Origin of the sequence: Hyphomonas oceanitis SCH89 (assembly GCF_000685295.1) — a bacterium.
Lineage (GTDB): Bacteria > Pseudomonadota > Alphaproteobacteria > Caulobacterales > Hyphomonadaceae > Hyphomonas > Hyphomonas oceanitis.
The window spans coordinates 39147-62566 of the sequence record NZ_ARYL01000008.1 but is presented as its reverse complement, the minus strand read 5'-3'; the positions used below and the strand labels follow the sequence as shown (position 1 = coordinate 62566).

Here is a 23420-nt window from a genome sequence, read left to right as displayed (position 1 = left end):
ATCGGCGATGCGTCATGCTGGGGGACTCGTTAACATCCCATAGAGATTCATTAGGCATTCTGAAGCTGGTTCCCATCCCTTGCTGTATTTGTAATGCTTTCGACAGGCAAGGTGAGGTTCCCCCGGTGGGGAAGATGGGGCAAGACTATCGCGTATCGCGTGAGGGAGAGTTGAGACCATGAAAACCATCAGAATGATCGGGGCGGCATTTGTCGGATTGGGACTGGCAGCAGGCGCAAGTGCGCAGGCAACCGATCCGATTTCGGATACAGCCGCAGTCTATGCCACGTACCAGTCGGACGTCACAGACGTGAAAGACAAACCACTGTCTTCAGCTGGGGACATCGACCATGCCCTTACTTCGCTGGGCGGTCATAATCCCGACCAGCTGTCGAAAGGCTGGATCGCGTATTCCGCGCTGATCGCTTCGCAAAACCCGGAATACCGTGCCGCCGTGCACGACATTGAAAGCTTCTACGGACGTGACGCGCTGGAAAGCGGCATGCGTAACGACGTGCGTTATGCCCGCACACTCAGCGGCGGCGACACGGCCGTCAGCTCTGCGCTGGCCGCTACGGAAGCTGATAGCCGCCGCCTCAACAGCGCGGCCGCTTACGTCAAGGAGCAAGCCTATTCCCTACAGGCTTCTGGCTGGGCCAAGGCAAAGATCGGTAATTCGGGCGCCAAGGCCCGCGGCCTGAACCTGAGCCAGTCGGCCGGCATTCCTGCCAAGCTGGGCCTCGTGACCGCCATGAACGACACAAGCTTCGACTCTGTTCTCGTTCAGGCTGGCAGCACGGGCGCACCTTCACTGTGGGATAACGTGTCCGGCGCAGCCAGCGCCATCAAGTTCCCGGCCGCTGTCACATCCGGCCTGACCGGCAACCGCAAGCGCGTAAAGTTCGGCAAGGAACCTGTTGCTGACCAGATCGCCACGCTGGCGGCCTATCGCGTACTAGGTGCCAGCACCGAGACGAATTCAAGCCAGATCAACTCAGCCATGGCAGAGCGTGAGACCAAGGGTTGCCTCAACATGGCAAACCTGAACCTTCAGCAATGTGTGGCCGCAGCGAACCAGCAATATGAAGTGCCGTTCTGCATCGGCGAGCATGCCCTGTCGGATGTTGGCAAGTGCATCGGCGGCGTCTACCAGTAGGCCCGAACACCCCTCAAGAATACCAGACCCCCGGTGGCCATCATGGCGCCGGGGGGTTTCATTTGCCGCGCGATGCCCCATTTCACGCACATGAGCATTGAATCGGCTGCCGCAGAGATACGCGAAGAGTTTTCCTGGCTGGAAGACTGGGAGGCGCGCTACGCCCACATTATCGATCTCGGCAAGGCCAACCCGGCGCTCGCACCTGACGAAAAATCAGAAAAGACGATTGTGCGGGGGTGCGCTTCGCAGGTCTGGATGGTCACCCATATGGAAGATGGCCAGCTGATCGTGCGGGCCGAATCCGATGCGATGATCGTCTCCGGCCTGATCGCACTGCTCATAAGACTCTATTCCGGCGCCAAACCTGCCGAGGCCGCGGCGTTTGATGCCAAGGCCCTGCTCGACGAGATCGGCGTATCGGGCGCGCTGACAGCCCAGCGCTCCAACGGCCTCGCCTCCATGCTGGAGCGCATTCGCAACGACGCCCATGCGGCCCTCACCGCCTGAGCGAAGCGGAACAGGCCTGTTGCGGCGCAATGCCCAGTAGAACAACGCTCGACAGGCCCAGCGAAAGCTGATCGAGCCAGTCATCGAAATCCGCATCATCGCGCTTGTCCTCCACAAGGTGGCAAGCATAGGCGACGGTTGAGCGGTCGCGGTCAAAGGCACGCGCCACCCGGGCGAGGCTCATGCCCAGCGCCACGTGCGTGAGATACATCGCGATATGCCTGGCGCGCGCTTCTATCGGTCTGCCCCGCTCCGACGAGAGCACCGCCTCCAGCTTCAGGCCAAGCGCAAAGGCCGTCAGTGCCGCCGCCAGGTAGGCGCGGTCCTCGTCTTTCTGTGGATCGAATTTCGCCATCACTGTCTCCTTCTGGTTGGCAGGCAGAAGACTACCCGGCTCCGGAAGGTGTAGGATAACTTTCCTATGTCATCAAGACGACATCAGGCAATGCAGGCGATTCAGGCGGCCGCGCGCGGGGAAGAAGTGTGGACAGAGTCCTTATTTGGCAGGATCAGGCGGCGGCTGGGCAACATCTCGTCATGGCAAAGCACCATGGTCAGCTCGCCGTTGGAATCCAAGAGCGGCAAACGCAGCCACGCATGCATCCCGTTGGACTGCTCGATAACACCGCCAACAGGCGCACGCCGTTCAAGTGCGACAGACAGACCGAGGGCGAAAGCATCGCCATGCTCGCCGATGACATCGGCAACCCGACGACCCCGCGCCTCCATGCCGAAAATGTCCCGCAGACGGGAACCGGCGATCCGGAACCGTCCATCACCGGACTCGTCAAACTGGACGATGGAAATACTGGCTAGCATGCTGCGAAGCGCGCCGGGATCAATCGCCTCGCGCCGGACGCAACCGGCATCATCGCGCAGCTGCTTCCAGTAATCTATCAAGGCTTGCTGGGCGATGGTTACGCCCTGGAATACTGGTTTTTTAGGCATCGTGGGCCACCCCCAAGGTGATTCGACAGAATCACCTATCGCGCGAGTGGAGTCGCAGATCAAGAGTCAACTACAGGATTTGTTAACCAGTCTTACAAATTTATTTCGTTGCGGTATCGTAACGAACAGTATTCGCGATCAACAACTAGGCTTTCTCGCCTTTTCCGAGGCCCATCTTTTTAGCCAGCATTGAACGATGCTTGGAGTAACCTGGCGCGACCATCGGATAGTCTGGTGGCAAGTTCCATTTCTCCCGGTATTCATCGGGCGACATGTCATACTTGGTCCGCAGGTGGCGCTTCAGCGATTTGAACTTCTTGCCGTCCTCAAGGCAGACAAGGAAATCCTCACCGAGCGAGCGCTTCACCGATACAGCCGGTTTCTGCCGGCTCTGGTCGGTTTCTGTTGTGCCGAGTGCGGAAAGAGACGCATGGACGCTTCGGATAAGATCTGGCAGCTCGGCTGCCGAAACCGAGTTGTTCCGAACGAAAGCGGCCACAATCTCGCTCGCAAGTTCGATGACCACACTATCCCGTGCAGTATTCTTTGGAGCATCAGTCATCAGCATCTCCCCAGCCAGACTATATTCTGGCGTATCTGAAGAACACTAATAGTAAATATTAAAAATGCAGCCCTGACAGGCTAAAGACAACTTTGCATTTATCTACAGGCACTTGCGATGCCAATAGATACCTAGCCGACTGTTACAAAGGCAAGCAGAAGCACAAGCCCCAGCAATGCTGCCGTCCAGATCGCCATCGCACCCGTTAAGCCGCCACGCGCCAGTTCGCCGCGTGGGCTGAAGGCTGCCTCGATCCGGTTATAGGCCCGTCCCGTGATGCCGAAGAACACAGCCGTCATGGCCGGACCAACCTTGCCCCAGACCGTGCCAAGCCACTTGGCCATGCCGAAGCCGACCTTGCGATAGGCCCAGTCGGTATCGAGGATCGTGCCGGGCTTTTCGGGCGGGTAGAGGCCGAAGCGCTTGAGCACGACAAAGGCGAACGTGGCGAGCACGAGCAGCTGCATCTGCGTCAGGATATGCTCGAAGGTGAACGGCTGGTACGACATCGCCTCTTCGCGATATGGCAACAGGTTGTAGAGCCACTCATAGCCGAGGCCCGGAACGATGGCCGGAATGCCGATGGCGATACAGATGAACGCCGCCATGCCCATCGCGAGCAACATGTTGAACGGCGCCTCTTTCACCCGGCGTCCACTGTCATGCCCGAAGAAGGCAAAGTACGGGATCTTGATGCCCGAGTGCTCAAGCACACCTGCGGAAGCGAACATGAGCATCAGCCAGATGATCGGCAGTCCGGCATGCGCCACGGCGCTGAGGATCATCGATTTGGTCACGAAGGCAGAGAAGAGCGGCATGGCCGAAATCGACACGGCGCCGACGAGGCAGAACACAGTCGTCCATGGCATGGAGCGGTAAAGGCCGCCAAGCTCGGAGGCCTTGGTCGTGCCTGTCCGGTAAAGAACGGCGCCCATGGACATGAACAGGAGGCCCTTGAACATGATGTCGGCAAAGGCGTGGGCCACGGCGCCATTAAGCGCCAATGGTGTACCGACGCCGATTGCGCAGATCATGAAGCCGATCTGGTTGTTCGTCGAATAGGCCAGAACCTTGCGCAGGTCGTTCTCGAGCACGGCGAAGAAGACCGGGAAACAGGTCATGATCGCGCCAATCCAGATCAGCGCATCCTGGCCGGGGAACATGCGCGCACAGGCATAGACCGCAAGTTTCGTCGTGAAGGCCGACAGGACAACTGCGCCGACAACCGAGGCCTTCGGATAGGAATCCTGCAGCCAGTTGTGCAGGAAGGGGAAAGCCGCCTTGATACCGAAAGCGATGAAGATGAGCAGTGCGCCCGGCTCAGCCAGGTTTTCGAACACTTTGAGGCTGATGCCGCCCGTATCCTTGTAGACATAGGCGATGCCTGCCAGCAGCAGCACGCCCGACAGGATCTGGACGCCAAGATAGCGCATTGACGCGAAATAGGACGCGCGCGTCCCTGCCCCGAGCACCATGAAGACTGAGGTTACAGCCGTGATCTCCCAGAAGATGAACAGGGTCATCAGGTCGCCGCAGAAGGCCGCCGCAACCGCCGCGCCCCCATAGGCCAGTGCCATGCCATCCTGCACGCGGTCATCTGTATGCCAGGCATAGATGGCGTTCAGCAGCGCAGCGATCAGGAAGGCGAGGCCGAACACAAAGCTCAGGCCGTCGACGCGGTAGAGCACGAGGTCCATGCCCATAACGCTGGCCGTCAGGTGGTTCACATTCTGATCGGCCATGGCCAGGAGCGCGATGCCAATCAGCGGCGCGGCAATGGCAATGCCCTGACGCGCGCGGCGCATGGGCAGGAAAATGGCCACAACGCCTGCAAGGATCAGCAGCCAGCCAGGGTTCAGGGCGGTCAGGAAGGCCGGCATCAGTCGTCTCCCTCATAAGTCGGATGTGCATTTTCAGACGGCAGGGGCCTGTCCGGGTCAACGTCGGCGGGCGGGCCGCCAGCATCGCCATAATAATTCTCGCCACGTCGCAACAGGTTGCCCAGTGGCCAGCCCATCAGCACCACAAAGGCGAAGCAGGCAAAGCCGTAAAGACCGTAGAAACCGGTCGAATTGGCGAAGGTGAAATAGTCATGCCGGTGCACGAAAACGTCGGCGACGATCAGGACCGCGCCGAGAATGCCGAGGCCCCAGAACATGATGGCGCCGATATTCTTGGCTTCGGTCCAGCCAAAAAGGATCTTTGCCATCGGGTGGACACCCTCGTCGGAAACGGTGTGCAGGTCGTGCGCCTTTTCGGCAGCACGGCTGAGGAAACGGCCGGACTTGTCGCGGGTTTCAGGCGTGTCATTGCTCATGGCTGGACTCCTGTGACGATGGCTGCAGCGCTGCCGCCAACGGAGGGCGCGAGGAAATCAGCCAGCGGCCCCATGAGGAAGAAGAGGATGATGCACAGCGCCGCGGTGAAGACCGGCGCCGCCACGGTCAGCGCAGGCGCACCGCCGGGCCGCTTGAACGCCTTCGGCTCAAGCGAGCCCGGTGGCGGCATAAGCGCCAGGATCGGGATAGGCAGCAGATAGGCGATGTTCAGCAGCGAAGAACCGATCAGGATCCACGGCACATAGGTGTCGCCGCTATTGATGGCGCCCTGCATCAGCTCATACTTCGCCCAGGCGCCAGCCATTGGCGGAATGCCGATGATCGAAAGCGAGGCGATGAAGAAGGCGATGAAGATCATCGGCATGCGGCGGCCAAGGCCGCGCATCTGGGAAATGTTGGTCGCGCCCGTGGCGACATAAATCGCGCCTGCACACATGAAGAGCGTCATCTTGCCTGCAGCGTGGGCCGCGATCTGGATGCTGCCACCGAGGAAACCGGCCTGGTTGGCAATCATCGCTCCGGCCGTCACATAAGCGAGCTGGGCAATCGTCGAATAGGCGAGCCTTGCCTTCAGGTTGTCCTTGGTCATCGCGACAAGCGAGCCGACGATCATCGTGAAGCAGGCGACCCCAAGAATGAATTCGCGCCCCGGCGTCGCCTGAAGCAGGTCTTCGCCGAAGATGAAAATGGACACTTTCATCACGGTGAACACGCCAGCCTTCACAACGGCCACGGCATGCAGCAGCGCCGATACGGGCGTTGGCGCAACCATGGCGTTGGGCAGCCAGAAATGCACCGGCATGAGCGCCGCCTTGCCGATACCGAAAGCAAAGAGCAGGAGCAGCGCCGTCGAAACGGCCGGGCTGATGTTCAGGCCCGCCAGCAGGCCGCCTTGCACGAAGTCGAGGTTCTGACCGGCGAGCGTCCATGTCCACATCACGGCGGTGAGGAACAGGCCGATGGATGTGCCGAGCAGCGTCAGCAAGTATATGCGTCCGCCGCGCTTGGCCGCTGCATCGCCCTTGTGCGCGACCAGCGGATACGTCGACAGCGTCAGTACTTCATAGAAAACGAACAGCGTGAACAGGTTGCCCGACATTGCCACGCCCAGCGCACCGAAAATGGCGAAGGCAAAGCAGATGTAGAAGCGCGTCTGGTTGCGTTCGCGGTTCCCGCGCATGTAGCCGATCGAATAGAACGAGTTGACGATCCAGAGTCCGCTCGCGACCAGCGCAAAGAGCGCGCCGAGCGGTTCGAGCTTGAACGTGAAGGACAGGCCCGGCGCCGCCGCACCGAGATCAAGATACGGCGTCTCGCCATTCGACACGGCCACGGCCAGCGCGATCACCACGCCCAGCAGGATCACGGAGCCGATAAGGGTCACACCCTCGCGCACGTTCGGGAAACGCCCAGCGGCGGCAATGCCCGCAGCAATCAGCAGCGGAAGGCAAAGGGCAGCAAGGATCAGCATGTCAGGGCTCATCGGAACGCCTCCAGTCCGAAGGCCGCCGCAGCTGCATCACGGGCGAGGCCGAGCGGGATCTCGGTCGTGATACCGAAATAGATGTTGGCCAGCGCCAGTATCCAGAGCGGCACGAGCAGCACGATGGGCGCTTCCTTATGCGTCTTGCGCGGATTGACCGGCGGCTGGAAAAAGACCGCTTCAAGAATGCGGCCGACATAAATCACAGCCAGGAAGCTTGAGAACACGACGAGGATCACCGCCCACCACCAGCCATGCTCGAAGAGAGCGTAGCCCAGCTGAAGCTTGGACTGGAAGCCTGCTGTCAACGGCACGCCGATGAGCGAGAGGCCAGCAATCGCGAAAGCCGTCATCGTCCAGGGAGCGGAGCGGCCAAGGCCGGCAAAGTCACGGATATTGGTGCCCTTGTAGGTGAGCACGACACCAGCAACCGCCATAAAGAGCGCGCCCTTGATCATCGCATGGTTCAGGAGATGGAACAGGCCCGCACTGAGGCCAGCTGCCGTGCCGACCGATATGCCGAGGATCATGTAGCCAACCTGCGCGACCGACGAATAGGCCAGCACGCGGCGCACGTCCGTCTGGAACACGGCCTGGAAGCTGCACGCCACCATGGCCGCAATACCGACCGGCATCAGCAGCGCCGTAAAGGCAGCATGCTCGAAGGCGAAGGTCGGGCTGAATACGAAGAAGAGGAAACGAATAAGGGCATAGAGTGCCACCTTGGTCGCCGTGGCCGAAAGGAACATGGTGACGAAGCTGGGGCTGTAGGAATAGGCATTCGGCAGCCACTGGTGCAGCGGCCACATGGCGGCCTTCAGGCCAAGGCCCACCACGATGAAAGCAAAGCCTGCCTGCACTGTGCGGCTGCCCTGCAGGGCCGGCAGTTTCGAGGCGATATCGACCATGTTGAGCGTGCCGGTCGCGGCATAAAGGAAGCCGACGCCGATGATGAAGAAGGTCGCGCCAATCGTACCCATGATCAGGTAGTTGAAGGCCGCATGAAGAGCGCGGCGGTCGCGCGAGGCGCCCAGCGCCACAAGCACGTAAGTCGAGATTGAGCTGACTTCAAGGAAGACGAAAAGGTTGAACGCATCCCCCGTGCTCGCCACGCCGCAAAGGCCTGCGAAACAGGCAAGGAAAGCGGAGTAGAACAGCGCCGTCTTCTCCTTGCGCACTTCGGCCAGAACCGTCGGATAAGACATGATTGATGCCAGCAGGCCGATGGTCGTGACCAGGACCAGGATCATCGCGTTCAGCGCATCAATGCGGAACTCGATCCCAAGCGGCGGCATCCAGTTGCCCATGGCATAGCGGATCGCTCCGCCCGACTCAGGCGACTGGACAATGCCCAGCAGGATAAGCGCGAAGACCAGCGATATCGCGGTCGCGGCAACACTGACCAGCCAGGCCACGCGGCCGCTCGGCACAAGCGCCAGCAGCGGGGCCAGCATCAGCGGCACCATCACGAGCAGCGGCGCGGCATGCATCAGCGCCCATTGCGGCGCGGAACTCAACAGTATTTCGATCATGCGCCCGCCTCATGGAGCCATTGGTCAATCTCGGCTTCCTGCGCGAGTGCCGTCTCAAGGTCGATCTCGCGGACTTCGTCGCTCTCGATCGAGCCATAGGCTTCACGGATACGAACGATCAGTGCGAGGCCAACCGACAGCGTGGCCACGCCAACAACGATAGCCGTCAGCATCAGAACGTGGGGAAGCACGTTGGAATAGGTGTGGACCAGCTCCACCGGCGCGCTGGCATTGCCGAGCGCGTGGCCGCCGGCGACTTCCGTCGCATGATGCGCGGCCTCTGCGCCGTGCCCCCCGCCATGCTCGACGGCGTCTTCGCCATAGAGGATCGGCGCGGTGCCACCGGCAACCTTGCCCAGCGTCACGTAGAACAGGCAGACCGAAGTCTGGAACAGGGACAGGCCGACAAGGCGCTTGATGAGGTTTCCGCTGGCAAACGTGATGTAGAGGCCGATCATCATCAATCCGATGATGGCCCAGTAGTTTGCCCGTTCGAGAATGAATTCCAGCATGGCTTACCAGTCTTTGTCGCGGATTTCGGCAACGCGGCCGGCGAAGGCATAGAAGATGGTCAACATGGCACCAGACACGCCGCAGAGGACGCCGAGTTCGATGAGCATGATGCCGATATGCTGGCCGTGATGTTCCCCCGGCGGCTCGTTGAAGAGCGCCTGATATTCGAGGAAATGACCGCCCTTGAAGAGCGCCCAATAGCCGACGCCCGCATAGATCATGACGCCAATAGCGGCGAGCGAGCGGGTGAAAGCTGGTGGCACGGCGCGCATGGCGGCCGGAACACCCGCGACGAGCGCGTACAGGATGACCGCAACAGCGACGATCACGCCGGCCTGAAAACCGCCACCGGGGCCGAAATCACCGTGGAATTGCGTATAGAACGCAAACATCATGATGATCGGTATGAGCATCTTCGACACAACACGAAGAATGACGTGATGATCACTGTTCACGAAGCGTCCTCCTCTTTGCCGGTTTCAGAAGCAGACTTGCCGTTACTTCCCGGCAGCTTGCCTTCGCGCTTGATCGATTCCGCAAGCGAGCGCTCACCGAAGCCCAGCAGCAACGCAACAGCGAGACCGGCCAGGAACACAACCGTGGTTTCGCCGAGCGTATCGAATCCCCGGTAGCTGGCCAGAACCGAGGTAACGACGTTCGGGATGCCCGTGTCGGCCCAGTTGATCTGCATGTAGGTGAGGCCAACGCCTTGGTTCACGGGCGAGTTCGGGTCGCCCAGCGCCGGCAGGTCAACGGTCGCATAAATCAGCATCACGCCTGTCGCGATAACAACGAGAAGCGGCCCGAGACGGGCAAATTTCTTGTCCGGCTTGGCGGTGCGCGAGGTCAGCAGCATGGCGCCCAGCAGCACGACTGTGGACATGCCGGCGCCAACAGCAGCCTCGGTAAAAGCCACGTCGACAGCATCGACCACGACATACCATGTCGCCGAAACAAGCGAATAGATGCCCGACAGCATGACGATGGCGAACAGGTTGCGCAGGCGCGCAATCGAGATGGCGACGACGAACAGAACTGCCAGAAGCAGGATATTGACCAATGCGATACCGATATCGCCCTCAAGCACGCCGGTCATGCTGCGCCCTCCTCGTCATCGGCCTTCTTGCCGATCCGGCCAATCAGGGGCTGGAGGCCCGCCGTGTGCGCCGCATTGACGACAGCGTGTGACGCTGCCGGACTGGTCAGGAACAGGAGCCAGAAAATCGTGGCCAGCTTGGCGACGATCAGCCAGCCCGGCGCCATCAACGCCATACCGATCAGGATGACCGTTGCGCCGGAAGTGTCGGTGATACTGGCCGCATGCATGCGCGTGTAGAAATCGGGAAAGCGCATCACGCCGATGGTGCCGATAACGCATAGAATGGCGCCGACGAGGCACAGGGCGGATCCGGCCGGATAGCGCACCATCTCAAAGAATTGCAGCAGGTTGGCGAGCAGGTCAGACATCAGCGCTTGCCTCCCTGGGCACCACCGCGGCGCACGAGCGGCACCTGGAAGGAACGGTAGCGGAAGAATTTGAGGATCGCGATCGTCGAGACGAAGTTGATCATGGCGTAGAGGATCGCGATGTCGAGAAACTCAGGGCGCCCCATGACATAACCCAGCAGGCCGAGCGCAAGCACCGTCTTCGTGCCGAATGAGTTCACCGCGAGCACGCGGTCATAAAGCGTTGGTCCGATCAGCGTGCGAATAAGCAGGAGGATCATGCCAAGCAGGATGGCGATCAAGGCGGCGGCGGTCATGCGGCGGCTCCCTTGCCGTCAATGGCGCGCGCCGAACGGCGGTCCATCTCGGTGAAGGCTTCTGGCTGGGAATCCTGTTCGTAGAGACCGTGCACGAGCAGCTTGTCGCCATCGATCTCGACCGTAACGGTGCCGGGCGTCAGCGTGATGGAATTGGCGAACGTCACCTTGGCGAGGTCTGACGTGCAGATCGTCTTCAGCTTCACAAGCGTCGGCGCGATATCAAGGTCTGCGCGCAGGCAGGCCCGGATGACCGTCCAGTTGGCCTTGACGATTTCCTTCATCAGCCAGGGAAAATACATCGCAAAGCCGATAACGCGCACATAGGGCGCACCTTCGCGGTCAAGGATATCAAGCCGGTAAGCGAGGATCATCGTGAGAACCAGCGATACAACGCCAAGTCCCAGCAGGAGGGGTTCGAAATGGCCGGACATGCCGATCCAGAACGCAACCAGTGCAAACAAAAGCCCTAGAAAGTACGCCACTATGCGTCTCAGCTCCCGTATCAACCCAATCCACGAGTGCCTGACCTAAATGGCTGGAGGCCCCTTGGGAAGCCTCTTTGATACTTTTTCGCAGCCTAGCTACCAAAAACCAGTCGGGCCGTGCGCTGGGACGTCGAGAACGCCGCTTCTTCGTTCGCCGGAGCGCCTGATGCCTGCGCTTCGCGCAATGCCTGCGGTGAGAAGGCCGAGGACAGTGACCAGTTCCAGTAACGCAAGGTGGTCTGGGCCTTGGCGACGGTCAAAATCTCGTAGGTTTCCGCGACAATGGCAAACTGCGGATGCATCTCGTCATTGTCGATTTCTAGCGGACGACGCAGCGATGCCCAGAGAACAGGCAGGAAGTCGCGCTTCACGCCGGTCGCCTTGCATAGCACGGCGAGCCCCTCACCGCCATTGTCGGAGAGTATCTTGGCAATCGTCACCGGTTTGATGCCGCAGAGGTAGCCGATTTCCTGGGCAAGTTCGGCATTCATGCCTTCCATGGCGGCTGAATTGATCGCGCTTTCCAGGCTGTCGAACGGGCTGCGCTCAAGCGCTTCACGATTGCGCTGGCGCCTTTCAATCAGCTGCAGGGCCTTGCGCGCGACCGGGTCAGCCCATTTCTCCGCCGCCATCATCTCGAATACATCCTTGCAGGTCTCGATGACTTCAAGGCGATCAGCTGCGTGGCGCTGGAGAATCTTGCGGCGCGTGGCGCCATCGGACCACCAGAACATGGCCATTGCCTGCGACGGACGCAGCTCCAGCCGTTCGACCATAAGCGCGCAAAGCTGGGATTCGTCGCGCGACCGCGTGAGCAGCTTGTCGAGAGCAGATTCTGGCAGGAGAGCGCCCGGATTCGCCACCAGTTCGCGCACCACGTGCGGCTCGCCATGCTCGGCCAGTGCCGCGCTAACACCCGGCGCCACGACCTTGCGGCGGGCAATAGCCATACGATGCTCGGTCGACGTGGACTCGACAATCTCGCTCAGGTCGCAGGCGTCGAATGCCTCATTCTGCTCCAGCAGCGGCTGGGCAATTTCAAAGGAACACTGCGCCAGATAGCGCAAAAGACGGCGTGGGGCCTCGCGGCTCGTCGCCAGCCGACTGGCGCAAAGGCTGCGCTCCTCTGTCGTAGCATGAAACAACATGTCCAGCAGGATATCGCCCACCATGTTACGGTCCTGGTGAGCAAGACGGGAGGCTGGCATGGCAACAAGGTCCAGCAGCCGCCTGAACAAGGCGTCCCGGGCACGCCCTCCTTTAGGCGAATTCATCTGCGCTTCCATATCGTCCATCGGCTTGCCTGCGTCGCAACGCCGTTAGATTGAACGCAAACCGTTAACGACCCGTACAGGCGCAGATATCAATTCATGAGGTCACTCGGGCCGTCCGGGATGCACCACCAGCACAAGCAGACTGGAGACCAGCATGATGATCGCCAGCATGAAAAGCATGCCGCCATCCGTCGCCGTTTCGCCCCGTGCCAGTGAAAGTGGAACTTCTCGGCCAAGCCAGGGTGACAGGTGAAATGCCACGGCGGCGCCCAGAATGGTGGCCGAGATGATCGCGCCAAAGCGCCGTGTGAAGGGGAAAAGCAGGAACAGCGCTGCAACGAGTTCCAGAACACCCGTAAGAATGCGCCCCGCAGGCTCGAACAGTGTCTGGCCCGAACGCTCGGCAAGGGTCTGGAAAACAATATTGGTTCCAGGCGGATCGAAGAACTTTACTGAGCCCTCAGGCGGGTTCGGCAGCGGATAGATCGTCGCCTGCACGAACATGACAATCAGAAACAGGGCGAGCGCCCAACTAACGAGGTGCCTGAACAGTCTCATGATACTCCACCCTTGGCATCTGCTTGAGGCAACGCGCCAACTCGAAGGCTACAAACACTCAGGCGGCAAGGCAACTCACCCTTGACCGCCCTGATCGTCCGCACCGCACTTGCTAAAGTAATGAGCGGGCAAAAGAAGAGGTGCTGCAGGCAGGGACTGCGCAGACCGGGGAACAAACGCATGCGTCACAAGTTGATCACGGATAGCCAAAAATTATGAGGTGCAATCCAGCGTATGCAACCCTGGACAGTCGAACCAATGCCCGGAAAAAAGACAGATCATCATATCTCTGAGGGTAACTGGCCCCGAAACCAGAAGGAGCCAGCCGTGGCCGGCGCCTCTGCATCCGATTCTGTAGCAACATATGCAGGCGTCAGCCGATCTGCTTCGTCTGCGGCGCCGGTCCGGACACTCTCAGACGCCGCGGCTCATCTCCTGCCACATTTCCGCGCGATAACGGGTTTCCTGAACAGATACGGCAGACCTGAGGACGAGCTTATCTCGCAATTTCTGGAATCGATGATTTCCACCAGCCCGGCGAACATGCGCGTAGGCATGGCTGAGCTTGAAGCCCGATTCTTTCAGTTTCTGGATGTAACAAAGCACAACAACTTACACGCGATTCACCTGAGTAGCGGCGTCGAAACGAAGGTCATCACGCATATGACGTTACATGATTTGTCCAAAATACTGAAAGTAAATCCGGGAATATATTCTTCAGACACCGGACAATAATGTTCAGTACTCAATAACCTGCGCGCAGGTAAAGCATCTAATGCTTTTTCTGTATTTTATTACTTATCATGACACAATGTAGACGCTGAATATTCAAATTCCCCGAAAGGCGAGTTGAGTAATCGCATCCCTGCCGCTAAAGGACTGCCGGGGATGAATAGACACATGGCGCTGAAGTGAGCAACGATCAGGACAAGACCCCAAAGCGAGGCGGAGTTGCTCCGTTCCACGCAGACGGCAGCGCCGTGTCCAAGCGACTCAGGGACGCCCTGCGTGAGCGCTATCAGGAAGCGCTCAACGAACCGGTTCCTGACAAGTTGCAAAGCCTCATTGACCGCATCAAGGCTGCTGAACAAAAAAAAGGTTGAGCCTGCATCTGCTGACTAGCGATGCAGGCTGATTTACTTTCCCCCACCCGACGCCGTAGATACAGTCGCTATCGTCCATGGGAGCCGATATGAGCGACAGGATCGAAGAACTCGTCGACGATATGGCCGAGGGTGCAGCCGGTGACGTGACCTCCCCGGTCAGCGGCGTCAGCGAAGCGCTCGGTGCAGGCGCCTCCCTCCTGTCCACGGCAACACACTGGCGCGCGAAACAGCTGCGCCGCGGCGTGAAGATCGAACTGCCTGCCTACCTGATGGTTCAGTGCAGCTGGTTCATGGCCTTCGGCCTGCAGATGGTTCTGTTCCCCTACCTGATTACGGGCCGCGACCATCTCCATCTCGACGGACTGGCCCTCGGGCTCGCCAATATGGCACTGTCTGGCCCTTCGGTGATCTTTCTGTTGATCGGCGGCGTGGTGGCCGAACGCGCGGACGGCCGCCGCCTGCTGATCATTCTCCACCTGCTTGCCGCCATCCCTGCGCTTTTCCTGGCAGTCGCCGTGGCGCGCGGGCAGCTCACCTATGTCGGCATGATCATCTATGGCCTGACCATCGGCACGGTCGGCGCCTTCATGATGCCGGCCCGCGATTCCATCGTGAACGAAGTGGTCGAACGGCGCATGCGCGTAGGTTCGGGCGTCACCCTCCAGCTCGGCGTGACGCTCGCCACGATGGCGCAATTCCTGGCGCAGATCGCAGGGCTGATCCTCGCCGGTTATGCCGACAAGATGACCCGCATGCCGCAATGGATGGGCGGGTTCGGCGTCGGCCCCATCGCCGCCGAAAAGCTGTTGCTGGCACAAGGCATCGTCCTCGCCGTCGGCACCCTCTTTGCACTCAACCTCGCGAGAGGCCGTCAGGTGCGCACCGGACGCACCGGCATCAGCGCCACATTCGGCGACATTGCCGAGGGCTTCCGCGCCGTACGCGCTGACGGAAAGCTCTGGGCCATGACGGCCCTCATGTTCGGCGTCGGCATCTTCGTGATCGGCGCCTTCCTCGTCGTGCTGCCCATTATCAATCGCGACGTCTACCATCTCGGCTCCGACGGCATCCGCGACATGTTCGTGACCTTCTGGTTGGGCGCGTTCGTTTCCTCCGTCGTGCTGTCGATCTTCCGACGCATCAAACGCCAGGGCCGCCTGTTGCTGATTGCGCAATTCCTCGGCTCAAGCAGTATCCTCGCGATGATGTGGGATATTCCGCACTGGGGCTTTCTCACCATCGTTTTCGTCTGGGGCCTTGCCGCCGGCATTTCGATCGCGATGAGCCGGTCGATCGTTCAGGATGCCGCCCCGAAGGAAAAGCTCGCCCGCGTGCTCTCCATCTACCAGCTCGGCTTCATGGCCGGGGCACCATTCGGCGCGGCCCTGATGGGCGCGCTGGTCGATATATTCGGCCCGCAGAAGATCGCGATTGTCCCGGCTGGCGGCATGACACTGATCATTCTCTGGATGGTCTTCTTCACGCCCGTCTGGAACATGAAGGGCGAGGCTTGGAAAGAGCACGCCGCGAGGAAGTGACTTAGGCCGCGAAGCGTTCTAAATCGCAACAATGAGCCAATTGCCTCGCGCCACGATCCACCTGTCCAATATCGTCGCCAATTGGCGGGCGCTGGACGGGCTCCATCCGGGCGCGACAACGTCCGCAGTCGTCAAGGCTGACGGTTACGGTCTCGGCGCCGGGCCCGTTTCGCGGGCCCTGATGCGCGCCGGCTGTTCCAGCTTTTTCGTGGCCTATCTTGAAGAGGGCCTCGCCCTGCGCAAGACGCTGGGCCTCGGCCCGCGCATTTTCGTGCTCAACGGGCCGACGCGGAAGGAAATGTCGGCCTATGTCACGGCTGGCCTGACGGCTGTCCTCTCCTCGCCGGACCATGTGAAAGCCTGGGCCAATGCGCCCAAGGGCACCGCTGCTTTGCATTTCGATACCGGCATGAACCGGCTGGGTCTGAAACCGTCGCTACTGGCAACCGCCCTGCCCGCACTTCACAAGCTGCAACCCGTTCTGGTGATGAGCCATCTCGCCTGTGCCGACGATAAAGCCAACCCGATGAATGCCGCCCAGCAAAAGGCCTTCAGCGGCATAAGCGACGTCTTCCCCGATACGCCGGCGAGCCTCTGCAATTCCGATGGCTGCTATCTTGGCAAGGCCTATGGCTATGACCTCATCCGGCCCGGTCTCGCGCTCTATGGCGGCACCCGGCCGCCCAAAGGCCTACGGATCAATGCCGGCCTGACCCTTGATGCGGCCATTATGACCGTCTTTGACGCCGAAATGGGGGAAAAGGTTGGTTATGGGGCCACGCACACGCTGGCGCAGGATGCCGTACTGGCGACAGTGGGCATCGGCTATGCAGACGGCCTGTTGCGCGGCGGCGCCAACGCCCTGATAGCCTATCTCGACGGTATTGCCTGCCCCGTGCTGGGCCGGATTTCGATGGACCTTGTCACCATTGATGTTTCAAAGGCACAGGATAAGGCAAAAGCAGGCGCGCGCGTTGAATTCATCGGCGAGCATGCCAAACTCGAAGATCAGGCCGCCCGCGCGGGCACGCTTGGTTATGAACTCCTGACGGGACTGAGCAATCGTGTCGAACGTGTCTACGCATAAAAGCGGCTTCCCCAATCCCCTGCGCTGGATCGGTGCTGGCGTGCTCGGCACCTTCGCCGAAATCGGCCGCCTGTCGACCTTCGCCGGGCGCATGGCTTTCGCAGCTGTCACACCGCGCTGGTTCTTCGGCCAGATCTGGCGCCAGATGATCCAGATCGGTTTCTATTCCTTTCCGGTCGTAGGAATGTCGGCGGTCTTTATCGGCGCCGCGCTCGCCCTCAACATCTATAGTGGCGGCAGCCGCTTCGGCGCCGAACAGTTCGTGCCGAACATCGTGGTGCTCGGCATCACGCGCGAGCTTGGCGCCGTGATCACCGGGCTGATGCTGGCCGGGCGCGTCTCGGCAGGCATTTCCGCCGAGATCGGCGCCATGCGCGTCACCGAGCAGATCGACGCGCTGGAAACCCTGTCCGCATCTCCGTTCCGCTACCTTTACGCACCGCGCCTTCTGGCCGCCATCATCTCGCTGCCCATCCTTGTGGCAGCCTCAGACATTATCGGTGTCATGGGCGGCTGGCTGGTCAGCGTGTTCAGCCTGGACTTCGATTCGGCCACCTACCTGCGCAATACGCTCGATTTCGTGACGACTGACGACATTATCGTCGGCCTCACCAAGGCGGTCGTCTTCGGCGCCGTGATTGCCATTATGGGCTGCTACCAGGGTGACCGATCACAGGCAGGCGCCACAGGCGTCGGCCGCGCGGCCACGCTGTCCATGGTTGGCGCCGCCGTTCTGGTTCTGGCGACCAATTACATCATGTCCAACCTGTTTGCGGAGCTGGGCCTGTGAGCGAGCCGATCCTGAAACTCGAGAATGTCGTCAAGTCATTCGGCCGGAATGAAGTGCTGCGCGGCGTCGATCTTGATGTCGCCCCCGGCCAGAGCCTTGTCGTCATTGGCGGGTCGGGCTCGGGCAAGTCGGTCATGCTGAAGAATGCGCTCGGCCTGATGACGCCGGATTCCGGCAAGGTCTTCTTTGACGGCCAGGACGTGACCCAATCCACCGGCAAGCCGCGTGAGATGATGCGCTCGCGTGTCGGCATGCTGTTCCAGTCAGGCGCGCTGTTCGACAGTCTCACCGTCTGGGAAAATGTCGCCTTCCGCCTCATTCACAAGGAGCGTCTCAAGCGCAGCGACGCAAAGGAACGCGCCATCGCCACGCTGAAGAAGGTCCGCCTCGGCTCCGAAGTTGCCGGGCTTTACCCGGCAGAGATTTCCGGCGGCATGCAAAAGCGTGTCTCGCTCGCCCGCTCGATCATTTCCGAGCCGGACCTGATCTTCTTCGATGAGCCGACGACCGGCCTCGACCCGATCACCGCCGATGCCATCAACGACCTGATCCTCGAACAAGTGCGCGAGCTTGGCGCCGCTGCCGTCTCGATCACGCATGACATGCCGTCGGCCCGCAAGATCGCCGACGAGATCGCCATGCTGTTCGAAGGCAAGATCATCTGGCGCGGCAAGGCCTCGGACGTCGAACACAGCGGCAATGAATATGTCGACCAGTTCGTCCACGGCCGCGCGAGCGGACCGATCCAGCCAGCGATGTAGCATTTCCCGACTTTCGACATATAAAACAAAATCAACCCGGAATAGAAACAATATCTTCACGAAATTGCGCAACTTAGGCGCGCAATGAAATGGGGCCAAAGGTTCGGCCTGCCCCTTGTTGTGGAGGCTTGCACATGACCAAGAACCCCCTGCTGATGCTGATCGGTATCGGCGGCTTTATCTTCATTGCGTTCATGGTCGTTGATCGCTGGGACAATGACGCACGTTTCTTCCGAAGCGCCATGTCCTTAAAATCTCACTACAATTTCCACAAAGATGAGTTTGCTGTCTTGGCAAAGCAGCTCGATGTCGCGCCGCCTCTGGGTGAAAACGACCTATGCCTGAAAGCATCCTGCATGGCCGCAAAGCCAAGCGCAATTTCGCGCAGCTATTCGCCAAGCGTCCTGCAAGGCCAACGCGATTTCTACACAAAGGCTATCGCCGATCTCGACTTTCCCGATTGGGTGTTCGCACTTGTCAAAGAAGATGGCGAAGTCATCTCAATGGGCTTGAGCTGGCCCGCGCGTGACTATTTCGTCAACGCATCACTTCATTATACCGGCGGCGAACAAACCTCTCTCAGCGCCTGTGACAAGGCGCCATCAGATGGGGGGTGGGGCGAATGCGCACTTGATCTCGATGACGACTGGCTTGTGAAATATGCGTGGATGCCAAACACGGCCTTTGATCCAAAGCCCGGCACAGCGCAGGCTGAGTGTGACAGCGCCAAGAACCAGTCCTTCGCGGCTTATAGCGAATGCCTTGAAAAATCACCTGCACCGCGGATTAAACTCGAATGCCAGGACGAAGACACGATCGAAGAACTGACCCTGTGCATGGACAATATGATAGCGCGCAAGAAAAGAGGTCAGTAAAGCTGCCACGGACCTGAAGCAAAACGCGAGACTGCAGCGATGTATATCAAATCCACGAGATGGCTGATCTACGGGATTCTGTCCCTGATGATCGGCATTTTCGGCTTTATCGCGCTTGTCCTGAGTCGGATGTCTGGCGCTTCGAGCGAGATTAATCCGCTCCTTCTCCTGCCATCGATGATCATCGCCGCCGGCATGTTCTCGTTCTGCTGCACGAGAGCCATTGGAAAGCGCCAGTAGACTTTGCTCCATTCCGGCGCGCCGCGTATCGGTCTATGAATCTTCGGCCCTTCCCGGAGATTTGCTCAATGCCCAACCTGTTGTCATGGCCCGCCCTCGCCCCCATCGGGCTCCTGCTCGCCTCAAACGTCTTCATGACCTTCGCCTGGTACGGCCACCTCAAGCATACCGACAAGGCCCTCTGGCTGGTCGTGCTTGTCAGCTGGTCCATCGCCTTCTTTGAATATTGCCTCGCGGTGCCCGCCAACCGTATCGGTCACGCGGTCTGGTCCACGGCCCAGCTGAAGACAATGCAGGAAGTCATCACCCTCGTCGTCTTCGCCGTGTTCTCGGTGCTGTACCTCAGGGAGGCATTCACACTGAACCATGCCATCGGCTTCGGCCTGATAGCAGCTGGTGCCTACTTTGTGTTCGCTGGCCCGTTCCGTTGACGGCCAAACACCGCTAGGTCTCACCCATGGCCAAAGCTCCCACCTCCGCCTTCATTTGCCAGTCCTGCGGCGAGGTCCATTCCAAGTGGACCGGCAAGTGTAATGGCTGTGGCGAGTGGAACACGCTCGTCGAGGAAGCCGTCGCGGCGGTGCCCGGCGGCCTCGCCCCGGCCAAGGTCGGCACCAAGCGTTCCAGCAAGACAGAATTCGTCGCCCTCAATGACAAGACCGAAGCGCCGACGCGCATCGTCATGGGCGTGGAAGAACTCGACCGCGCCTTTGGCGGCGGGCTCGTTCCCTCATCCGCGACGCTGATTGGCGGCGACCCGGGCATCGGTAAATCCACACTGCTCCTGCAAGTGGCCGCACGACTGGCACGGAACGGACTCAAAACGGTCTACGTGTCGGGCGAGGAAGCCGCCGCCCAGATCCAGGAACGGGCCGTCCGGCTCAAGGTGGCTGAAAGCCCCGTCCAGCTCGCCACCGAGACCGACCTGCGCAAGATTCTCTCGGCGCTAAAGGCCGCCCAGCCTGATTTCGTCGTCATCGATTCCATCCAGACCATGTGGTCCGACAGTCTCGAAGCGGCCCCCGGTTCGGTCAGCCAGGTCCGCGCCTGTGCACAGGAACTCACGCGCTGGGCCAAGAAATCCGGCGCAGCGCTTGTGTTGGTTGGCCACGTCACCAAGGAAGGCACAATCGCCGGCCCGCGCGTGGTCGAGCATATGGTCGACACCGTCTTCTATTTCGAAGGCGAGCGCGGCCACCAGTTCCGCATCCTGCGCGCCGTGAAGAACCGCTTCGGCCCGACCGACGAAATCGGCATCTTCGAGATGCACCAATATGGCCTCGCCCCCGCCAAGGAGCCCTCGGCTCTCTTCCTGTCGTCAGACGGCGGCGCAGAAGGTGGCGCCGCTGTGTTCGCGGCCATGGAAGGCTCGCGCCCCGTGCTGGCCGAAGTGCAGGCCCTTGTCGCCAAAAGCGCCTATGGCACGCCCCGGCGCAGCGTTGTCGGCTGGGACACAGGCCGCCTCGCCATGCTGCTGGCCGTTCTGGAAGCCCGCTGCGGCATCGGCTTTGCGGGCATGGACGTCTATCTCTCCGTCGCTGGCGGCTACCGCATCGGCGAACCCGCCGGCGACCTTGCCGCCGCTGCCGCCTTGCTCACGTCGCTATCTGACAATGCCGCGCCGAAACGCTCCGTCTTCTTTGGCGAAGTGTCCCTTTCTGGGGCAATCCGGCCCGTGGCCCGTATCGAGCAGCGTCTGAAAGAGGCTGCGCGGCTCGGCTTCGCCCGCGCCTATGTGCCCGAAGGCAGCCCTGCGGCAGTCGATGGCTTGACGATCATACCGATTAAGAGGCTTATCGAACTCGTAGAATTGCTCGCCCCGGACGCCCTTAATGCTTGATTCTGTTACAGCTTTCGACGCCATCGCCGTCGCTGTTATCGTCATTTCCGCGATTATGGCGTTTGCCCGGGGGTTCCTGCGCGAAATCGCGACAATGGGATCCTTCATCGGCGCGCTCACAGCAGCTATCTATGCGCGCAAGTTTTTCAGCGCCCCTTTAACAGCCATGCTGCCGGAAAACCTGGCCCAGCTGGATCTCGGCATATTCACCATCCCCTTGGCAGATGCCGTGCTGATCGTGACCGCCTTCATCGGCGTTTATGTCCTGGTGGCCTGGTTCGGGCAGCGGCTGTCCAAGAACATCCAGGGCGCCGAAGGCATAGGCCTGTTCGACCATTTCGCGGGCCTCGCCTTTGGCATCGCGCGCGGCGCAATAGCCCTTGTATTCTTCGTGGTCCTTCTCCACCTCGCGCTCGATGAGAGCCGGGTTCCCGGCTTCATTCAGAACGCAGCCTGCTACCCCGTACTCAGCAGTGTTGCCGATTATGTGAACGAGAACGCCACGAAAGTCGGTCAGGATGTGCATTCGACCCTTCCCTCAAAGGCCGAAACAGGCCAATAGACGTCACGAACCTGTCACGCAAAAAGGAGGCTCCGGTCTCATATGATCCTGTTCGATCATGACGATGACAAACCCCGTGAAGAGTGCGGCGTTTTCGGAATCTACGGCAATCCAGAAGCCAGTCTTTACGCCGCGCTAGGGCTCCACGCCCTCCAGCATCGCGGACAGGAAGCCTGCGGTATCACCACATATGACGGGAAGCGCTTCCCATCGGAACGCCATATGGGCCTCGTCGGAGACCATTTCGGCGGCGATCTGCGCACCCGCCTGCCCGGTTATGCCGCGATCGGTCACAACCGATACTCGACGCAGGGCCGGCCGATGCTCCGCAACATCCAGCCCATCTTTGCCGACCTGTCCTTCGGCGGTTTCGCCGTTGCGCATAATGGCAACCTGACCAATGCCCGCGAATTGCGCCACCAGCTGGTGCGCGATGGCGCGATCTTCCAGTCGACGATGGATACCGAAGTCATCCTTCACCTCGTCGCGCGCAGCCCCAAGCCGCGCTTCATGGATCGCCTCGTTGACGCCCTCCAACAGATCGAAGGCGGCTATGCCCTTGTCGGCCTGACCGGCAAGAAACTGATCGGCGCACGCGACCCGATCGGCCTGCGTCCGCTCGTGATCGGCAAGCTTGGTACGGCCTATGTGCTCGCGTCGGAAACCTGCGCGCTCGACATTATCGGCGCCCAATTCGTGCGCGAAGTCGAGAATGGCGAGATGGTCGTCATTACCGACGACGGCATTGAGTCGATCCGGGCTTTCCCGCCCCGCGCCTCCAGCCCCTGCATCTTTGAATACGTCTACTTTGCGCGCCCTGACAGTATTGTTCAGGGCCGTTCCATTTATGAAGTCCGCCGCCGCATGGGCCACCAGCTCGCGATGGAAACACCGGCGGATGCCGATGTGATCGTGCCGGTGCCGGACAGCGGCGTGCCGGCTGCGCTCGGCTTCTCTGAAGCTTCAGGCATCCCGTTCGGCATGGGCATCATCCGCAATCACTATGTCGGGCGGACCTTCATCCAGCCGACACAGATTGGCCGCCAGGCCGCGATTTCCAAGAAGCACAGCCCGAACAGGGCCGTACTCGAAGGCAAGCGCGTAATCCTGGTCGACGATTCCATCGTGCGCGGCAACACGTCGAAGAAGATCGTCCAGATGGTCCGCGAAGCCGGCGCCAAGGAGGTTCACCTCCGCTCGGCCAGCCCGCCCATCGTGAACCCTGATTTCTACGGCATCGACATGGCGGCCAAGTCCGAACTCTTCGCCGCGATCCACACGCACGAAGAAATGGTGGCGGAACTGAAAGTCGACAGCCTCGGCTTCCTCTCCGTGCCCGGCCTCTACAAGGCCATTGGCGAACCCGTGCGCAACAACATGCAGCCCCAGTTTGCCGACCATTGCTTCACGGGCGACTATCCGACCCCACTTGTCGACCACCAGCACGACGAGTCGGACAAGGAACGCCAGCTCTCCCTGCTGGACGACACGTAGG

At 60.4% G+C, this 23420-nt stretch carries 29 protein-coding genes; 14 read left to right on the top strand and 15 right to left on the bottom strand.

Annotated features, from left to right (window positions below):
- Positions 1–178 precede the first annotated feature (178 nt).
- Together HOC_RS07010 and HOC_RS07005 are read left to right on the top strand one after the other, a co-directional pair.
- Complete coding sequence (locus tag HOC_RS07010; protein ID WP_035537050.1) at positions 179–1156, top strand: hypothetical protein; 978 nt, start codon at positions 179–181, stop codon at positions 1154–1156.
- Between the two features lie 90 nt (positions 1157–1246).
- Positions 1247–1666, top strand: coding sequence for a SufE family protein (locus HOC_RS07005; RefSeq protein ID WP_035537121.1), 420 nt, complete (start codon positions 1247–1249; stop codon positions 1664–1666).
- Here the strand turns inward: HOC_RS07005 and HOC_RS07000 are convergent.
- The 15 genes from HOC_RS07000 to HOC_RS06930 form a co-directional block, all read right to left on the bottom strand.
- Positions 1656–2021: a helix-turn-helix domain-containing protein gene (locus HOC_RS07000; RefSeq protein WP_035537047.1), complete on the bottom strand. Its 366-nt coding sequence runs from the start codon at positions 2019–2021 to the stop codon at positions 1656–1658. The genes HOC_RS07005 and HOC_RS07000 overlap by 11 nt on opposite strands.
- A 101-nt stretch (positions 2022–2122) precedes the next feature.
- Positions 2123–2614, bottom strand: a complete 492-nt coding sequence (locus tag HOC_RS06995; protein WP_084146182.1) for a PAS domain-containing protein — start codon at positions 2612–2614, stop codon at positions 2123–2125.
- A 145-nt stretch (positions 2615–2759) separates the two neighbouring features.
- Positions 2760–3176 carry a Ros/MucR family transcriptional regulator gene (locus tag HOC_RS06990; RefSeq protein ID WP_199285875.1) on the bottom strand — a complete coding sequence of 139 codons (417 nt, stop codon included), beginning with the start codon at positions 3174–3176 and terminating at the stop codon, positions 2760–2762.
- Positions 3177–3307: 131 nt separating this feature from the next.
- Positions 3308–5056: a Na(+)/H(+) antiporter subunit D gene (locus HOC_RS06985; protein ID WP_035537042.1), complete on the bottom strand. Its 1749-nt coding sequence runs from the start codon at positions 5054–5056 to the stop codon at positions 3308–3310.
- Complete coding sequence (locus HOC_RS06980) at positions 5056–5493, bottom strand: hypothetical protein (RefSeq protein ID WP_051624607.1); 438 nt, start codon at positions 5491–5493, stop codon at positions 5056–5058. Before HOC_RS06980 ends, HOC_RS06985 begins: the two co-directional genes overlap by 1 nt.
- The gene (locus HOC_RS06975) at positions 5490–6998 is read right to left on the bottom strand and encodes a proton-conducting transporter transmembrane domain-containing protein (protein ID WP_051624606.1); all 1509 of its coding nucleotides are present in this window, start codon (positions 6996–6998) and stop codon (positions 5490–5492) included. Before HOC_RS06975 ends, HOC_RS06980 begins: the two co-directional genes overlap by 4 nt.
- Positions 6995–8530, bottom strand: coding sequence for a monovalent cation/H+ antiporter subunit D family protein (locus HOC_RS06970; protein ID WP_035537040.1), 1536 nt, complete (start codon positions 8528–8530; stop codon positions 6995–6997). The genes HOC_RS06975 and HOC_RS06970 overlap by 4 nt, the downstream gene beginning before the upstream one ends.
- Positions 8527–9042, bottom strand: coding sequence for a cation:proton antiporter subunit C (locus HOC_RS06965; protein ID WP_035537039.1), 516 nt, complete (start codon positions 9040–9042; stop codon positions 8527–8529). Before HOC_RS06965 ends, HOC_RS06970 begins: the two co-directional genes overlap by 4 nt.
- Positions 9043–9045: 3 nt before the next feature.
- Entirely contained in the window at positions 9046–9498 is a 453-nt protein-coding gene (locus HOC_RS06960) for a Na(+)/H(+) antiporter subunit B (RefSeq protein WP_035537038.1), read from the bottom strand.
- A complete protein-coding gene (locus HOC_RS06955; RefSeq protein WP_051624605.1) occupies positions 9495–10139 on the bottom strand; it encodes a DUF4040 domain-containing protein in 645 nt (214 codons plus the stop codon). The genes HOC_RS06960 and HOC_RS06955 overlap by 4 nt, the downstream gene beginning before the upstream one ends.
- Positions 10136–10510, bottom strand: a complete 375-nt coding sequence (gene mnhG, locus HOC_RS06950; RefSeq protein ID WP_084146181.1) for a monovalent cation/H(+) antiporter subunit G — start codon at positions 10508–10510, stop codon at positions 10136–10138. The genes HOC_RS06955 and mnhG overlap by 4 nt, the downstream gene beginning before the upstream one ends.
- A complete protein-coding gene (locus tag HOC_RS06945) occupies positions 10510–10806 on the bottom strand; it encodes an MrpF/PhaF family protein (RefSeq protein WP_035537037.1) in 297 nt (98 codons plus the stop codon). The genes mnhG and HOC_RS06945 overlap by 1 nt, the downstream gene beginning before the upstream one ends.
- The gene (locus tag HOC_RS06940; protein ID WP_035537036.1) at positions 10803–11291 is read right to left on the bottom strand and encodes a Na+/H+ antiporter subunit E; all 489 of its coding nucleotides are present in this window, start codon (positions 11289–11291) and stop codon (positions 10803–10805) included. The genes HOC_RS06945 and HOC_RS06940 overlap by 4 nt, the downstream gene beginning before the upstream one ends.
- 95 nt (positions 11292–11386) lie before the next feature.
- The gene (locus tag HOC_RS06935; RefSeq protein WP_035537115.1) at positions 11387–12568 is read right to left on the bottom strand and encodes a DUF2336 domain-containing protein; all 1182 of its coding nucleotides are present in this window, start codon (positions 12566–12568) and stop codon (positions 11387–11389) included.
- Between the two features lie 102 nt (positions 12569–12670).
- The gene (locus HOC_RS06930; RefSeq protein WP_035537034.1) at positions 12671–13126 is read right to left on the bottom strand and encodes a DoxX family protein; all 456 of its coding nucleotides are present in this window, start codon (positions 13124–13126) and stop codon (positions 12671–12673) included.
- 327 nt (positions 13127–13453) lie between these two features.
- Here HOC_RS06930 and HOC_RS06925 point away from each other — a divergent pair, with 327 nt between their 5' ends.
- From HOC_RS06925 to purF, 12 genes are all read left to right on the top strand, one after another.
- Positions 13454–13861, top strand: a complete 408-nt coding sequence (locus HOC_RS06925; RefSeq protein WP_156950410.1) for a hypothetical protein — start codon at positions 13454–13456, stop codon at positions 13859–13861.
- Positions 13862–14037: 176 nt separating this feature from the next.
- Positions 14038–14229, top strand: a complete 192-nt coding sequence (locus HOC_RS06920; protein ID WP_035537032.1) for a NepR family anti-sigma factor — start codon at positions 14038–14040, stop codon at positions 14227–14229.
- Positions 14230–14318: 89 nt separating this feature from the next.
- Positions 14319–15770, top strand: a complete 1452-nt coding sequence (locus tag HOC_RS06915; protein ID WP_241766941.1) for an MFS transporter — start codon at positions 14319–14321, stop codon at positions 15768–15770.
- 31 nt (positions 15771–15801) lie between these two features.
- Positions 15802–16857, top strand: a complete 1056-nt coding sequence (gene alr, locus HOC_RS06910; protein WP_035537031.1) for an alanine racemase — start codon at positions 15802–15804, stop codon at positions 16855–16857.
- Entirely contained in the window at positions 16835–17647 is an 813-nt protein-coding gene (locus tag HOC_RS06905; protein ID WP_051624604.1) for an MlaE family ABC transporter permease, read from the top strand. The genes alr and HOC_RS06905 overlap by 23 nt, the downstream gene beginning before the upstream one ends.
- Complete coding sequence (locus HOC_RS06900) at positions 17644–18408, top strand: ABC transporter ATP-binding protein (RefSeq protein ID WP_035537029.1); 765 nt, start codon at positions 17644–17646, stop codon at positions 18406–18408. The genes HOC_RS06905 and HOC_RS06900 overlap by 4 nt, the downstream gene beginning before the upstream one ends.
- Before the next feature lie 155 nt (positions 18409–18563).
- Entirely contained in the window at positions 18564–19283 is a 720-nt protein-coding gene (locus tag HOC_RS06895; protein WP_156950408.1) for a hypothetical protein, read from the top strand.
- Between the two features lie 39 nt (positions 19284–19322).
- Positions 19323–19523 carry a hypothetical protein gene (locus tag HOC_RS06890; RefSeq protein WP_035537027.1) on the top strand — a complete coding sequence of 67 codons (201 nt, stop codon included), beginning with the start codon at positions 19323–19325 and terminating at the stop codon, positions 19521–19523.
- A gap of 68 nt (positions 19524–19591) precedes the next feature.
- Positions 19592–19954, top strand: coding sequence for a DMT family protein (locus HOC_RS06885; protein ID WP_035537026.1), 363 nt, complete (start codon positions 19592–19594; stop codon positions 19952–19954).
- A 26-nt stretch (positions 19955–19980) separates the two neighbouring features.
- The gene (gene radA / locus HOC_RS06880; protein WP_035537024.1) at positions 19981–21363 is read left to right on the top strand and encodes a DNA repair protein RadA; all 1383 of its coding nucleotides are present in this window, start codon (positions 19981–19983) and stop codon (positions 21361–21363) included.
- Positions 21356–21925 (top strand): CvpA family protein, encoded by a 570-nt coding sequence (locus HOC_RS06875; protein ID WP_035537022.1) that lies wholly within the window; start codon positions 21356–21358, stop codon positions 21923–21925. Before radA ends, HOC_RS06875 begins: the two co-directional genes overlap by 8 nt.
- Before the next feature lie 42 nt (positions 21926–21967).
- Complete coding sequence (purF, locus tag HOC_RS06870) at positions 21968–23419, top strand: amidophosphoribosyltransferase (protein WP_035537020.1); 1452 nt, start codon at positions 21968–21970, stop codon at positions 23417–23419.
- Position 23420: the final 1 nt, after the last annotated feature.

What these genes read in the sequence shown, in the direction of transcription:
- HOC_RS06895 (WP_156950408.1), top strand. Translation starts at nt 18,564, where the DNA reads ATGCTGATCGGTATCGGCGGCTTTATCTTCATTGCGTTCATGGTCGTT.
- radA (WP_035537024.1), top strand. Translation starts at nt 19,981, where the DNA reads ATGGCCAAAGCTCCCACCTCCGCCTTCATTTGCCAGTCCTGCGGCGAG.
- HOC_RS06930 (WP_035537034.1), bottom strand. Translation starts at nt 13,126, where the DNA reads ATGAGACTGTTCAGGCACCTCGTTAGTTGGGCGCTCGCCCTGTTTCTG.
- mnhG (WP_084146181.1), bottom strand. Translation starts at nt 10,510, where the DNA reads ATGTCTGACCTGCTCGCCAACCTGCTGCAATTCTTTGAGATGGTGCGC.
- HOC_RS06975 (WP_051624606.1), bottom strand. Translation starts at nt 6,998, where the DNA reads ATGAGCCCTGACATGCTGATCCTTGCTGCCCTTTGCCTTCCGCTGCTG.
- alr (WP_035537031.1), top strand. Translation starts at nt 15,802, where the DNA reads ATGAGCCAATTGCCTCGCGCCACGATCCACCTGTCCAATATCGTCGCC.
- HOC_RS06980 (WP_051624607.1), bottom strand. Translation starts at nt 5,493, where the DNA reads ATGAGCAATGACACGCCTGAAACCCGCGACAAGTCCGGCCGTTTCCTC.
- HOC_RS06965 (WP_035537039.1), bottom strand. Translation starts at nt 9,042, where the DNA reads ATGCTGGAATTCATTCTCGAACGGGCAAACTACTGGGCCATCATCGGA.
- purF (WP_035537020.1), top strand. Translation starts at nt 21,968, where the DNA reads ATGATCCTGTTCGATCATGACGATGACAAACCCCGTGAAGAGTGCGGC.
- HOC_RS06890 (WP_035537027.1), top strand. Translation starts at nt 19,323, where the DNA reads ATGTATATCAAATCCACGAGATGGCTGATCTACGGGATTCTGTCCCTG.
- HOC_RS06970 (WP_035537040.1), bottom strand. Translation starts at nt 8,530, where the DNA reads ATGATCGAAATACTGTTGAGTTCCGCGCCGCAATGGGCGCTGATGCAT.
- HOC_RS06990 (WP_199285875.1), bottom strand. Translation starts at nt 3,176, where the DNA reads ATGACTGATGCTCCAAAGAATACTGCACGGGATAGTGTGGTCATCGAA.
- HOC_RS06935 (WP_035537115.1), bottom strand. Translation starts at nt 12,568, where the DNA reads ATGAATTCGCCTAAAGGAGGGCGTGCCCGGGACGCCTTGTTCAGGCGG.
- HOC_RS06985 (WP_035537042.1), bottom strand. Translation starts at nt 5,056, where the DNA reads ATGCCGGCCTTCCTGACCGCCCTGAACCCTGGCTGGCTGCTGATCCTT.
- HOC_RS07000 (WP_035537047.1), bottom strand. Translation starts at nt 2,021, where the DNA reads ATGGCGAAATTCGATCCACAGAAAGACGAGGACCGCGCCTACCTGGCG.
- HOC_RS06875 (WP_035537022.1), top strand. Translation starts at nt 21,356, where the DNA reads ATGCTTGATTCTGTTACAGCTTTCGACGCCATCGCCGTCGCTGTTATC.
- HOC_RS06945 (WP_035537037.1), bottom strand. Translation starts at nt 10,806, where the DNA reads ATGACCGCCGCCGCCTTGATCGCCATCCTGCTTGGCATGATCCTCCTG.
- HOC_RS07005 (WP_035537121.1), top strand. Translation starts at nt 1,247, where the DNA reads ATGAGCATTGAATCGGCTGCCGCAGAGATACGCGAAGAGTTTTCCTGG.
- HOC_RS07010 (WP_035537050.1), top strand. Translation starts at nt 179, where the DNA reads ATGAAAACCATCAGAATGATCGGGGCGGCATTTGTCGGATTGGGACTG.
- HOC_RS06995 (WP_084146182.1), bottom strand. Translation starts at nt 2,614, where the DNA reads ATGCCTAAAAAACCAGTATTCCAGGGCGTAACCATCGCCCAGCAAGCC.
- HOC_RS06915 (WP_241766941.1), top strand. Translation starts at nt 14,319, where the DNA reads ATGAGCGACAGGATCGAAGAACTCGTCGACGATATGGCCGAGGGTGCA.
- HOC_RS06955 (WP_051624605.1), bottom strand. Translation starts at nt 10,139, where the DNA reads ATGACCGGCGTGCTTGAGGGCGATATCGGTATCGCATTGGTCAATATC.
- HOC_RS06885 (WP_035537026.1), top strand. Translation starts at nt 19,592, where the DNA reads ATGCCCAACCTGTTGTCATGGCCCGCCCTCGCCCCCATCGGGCTCCTG.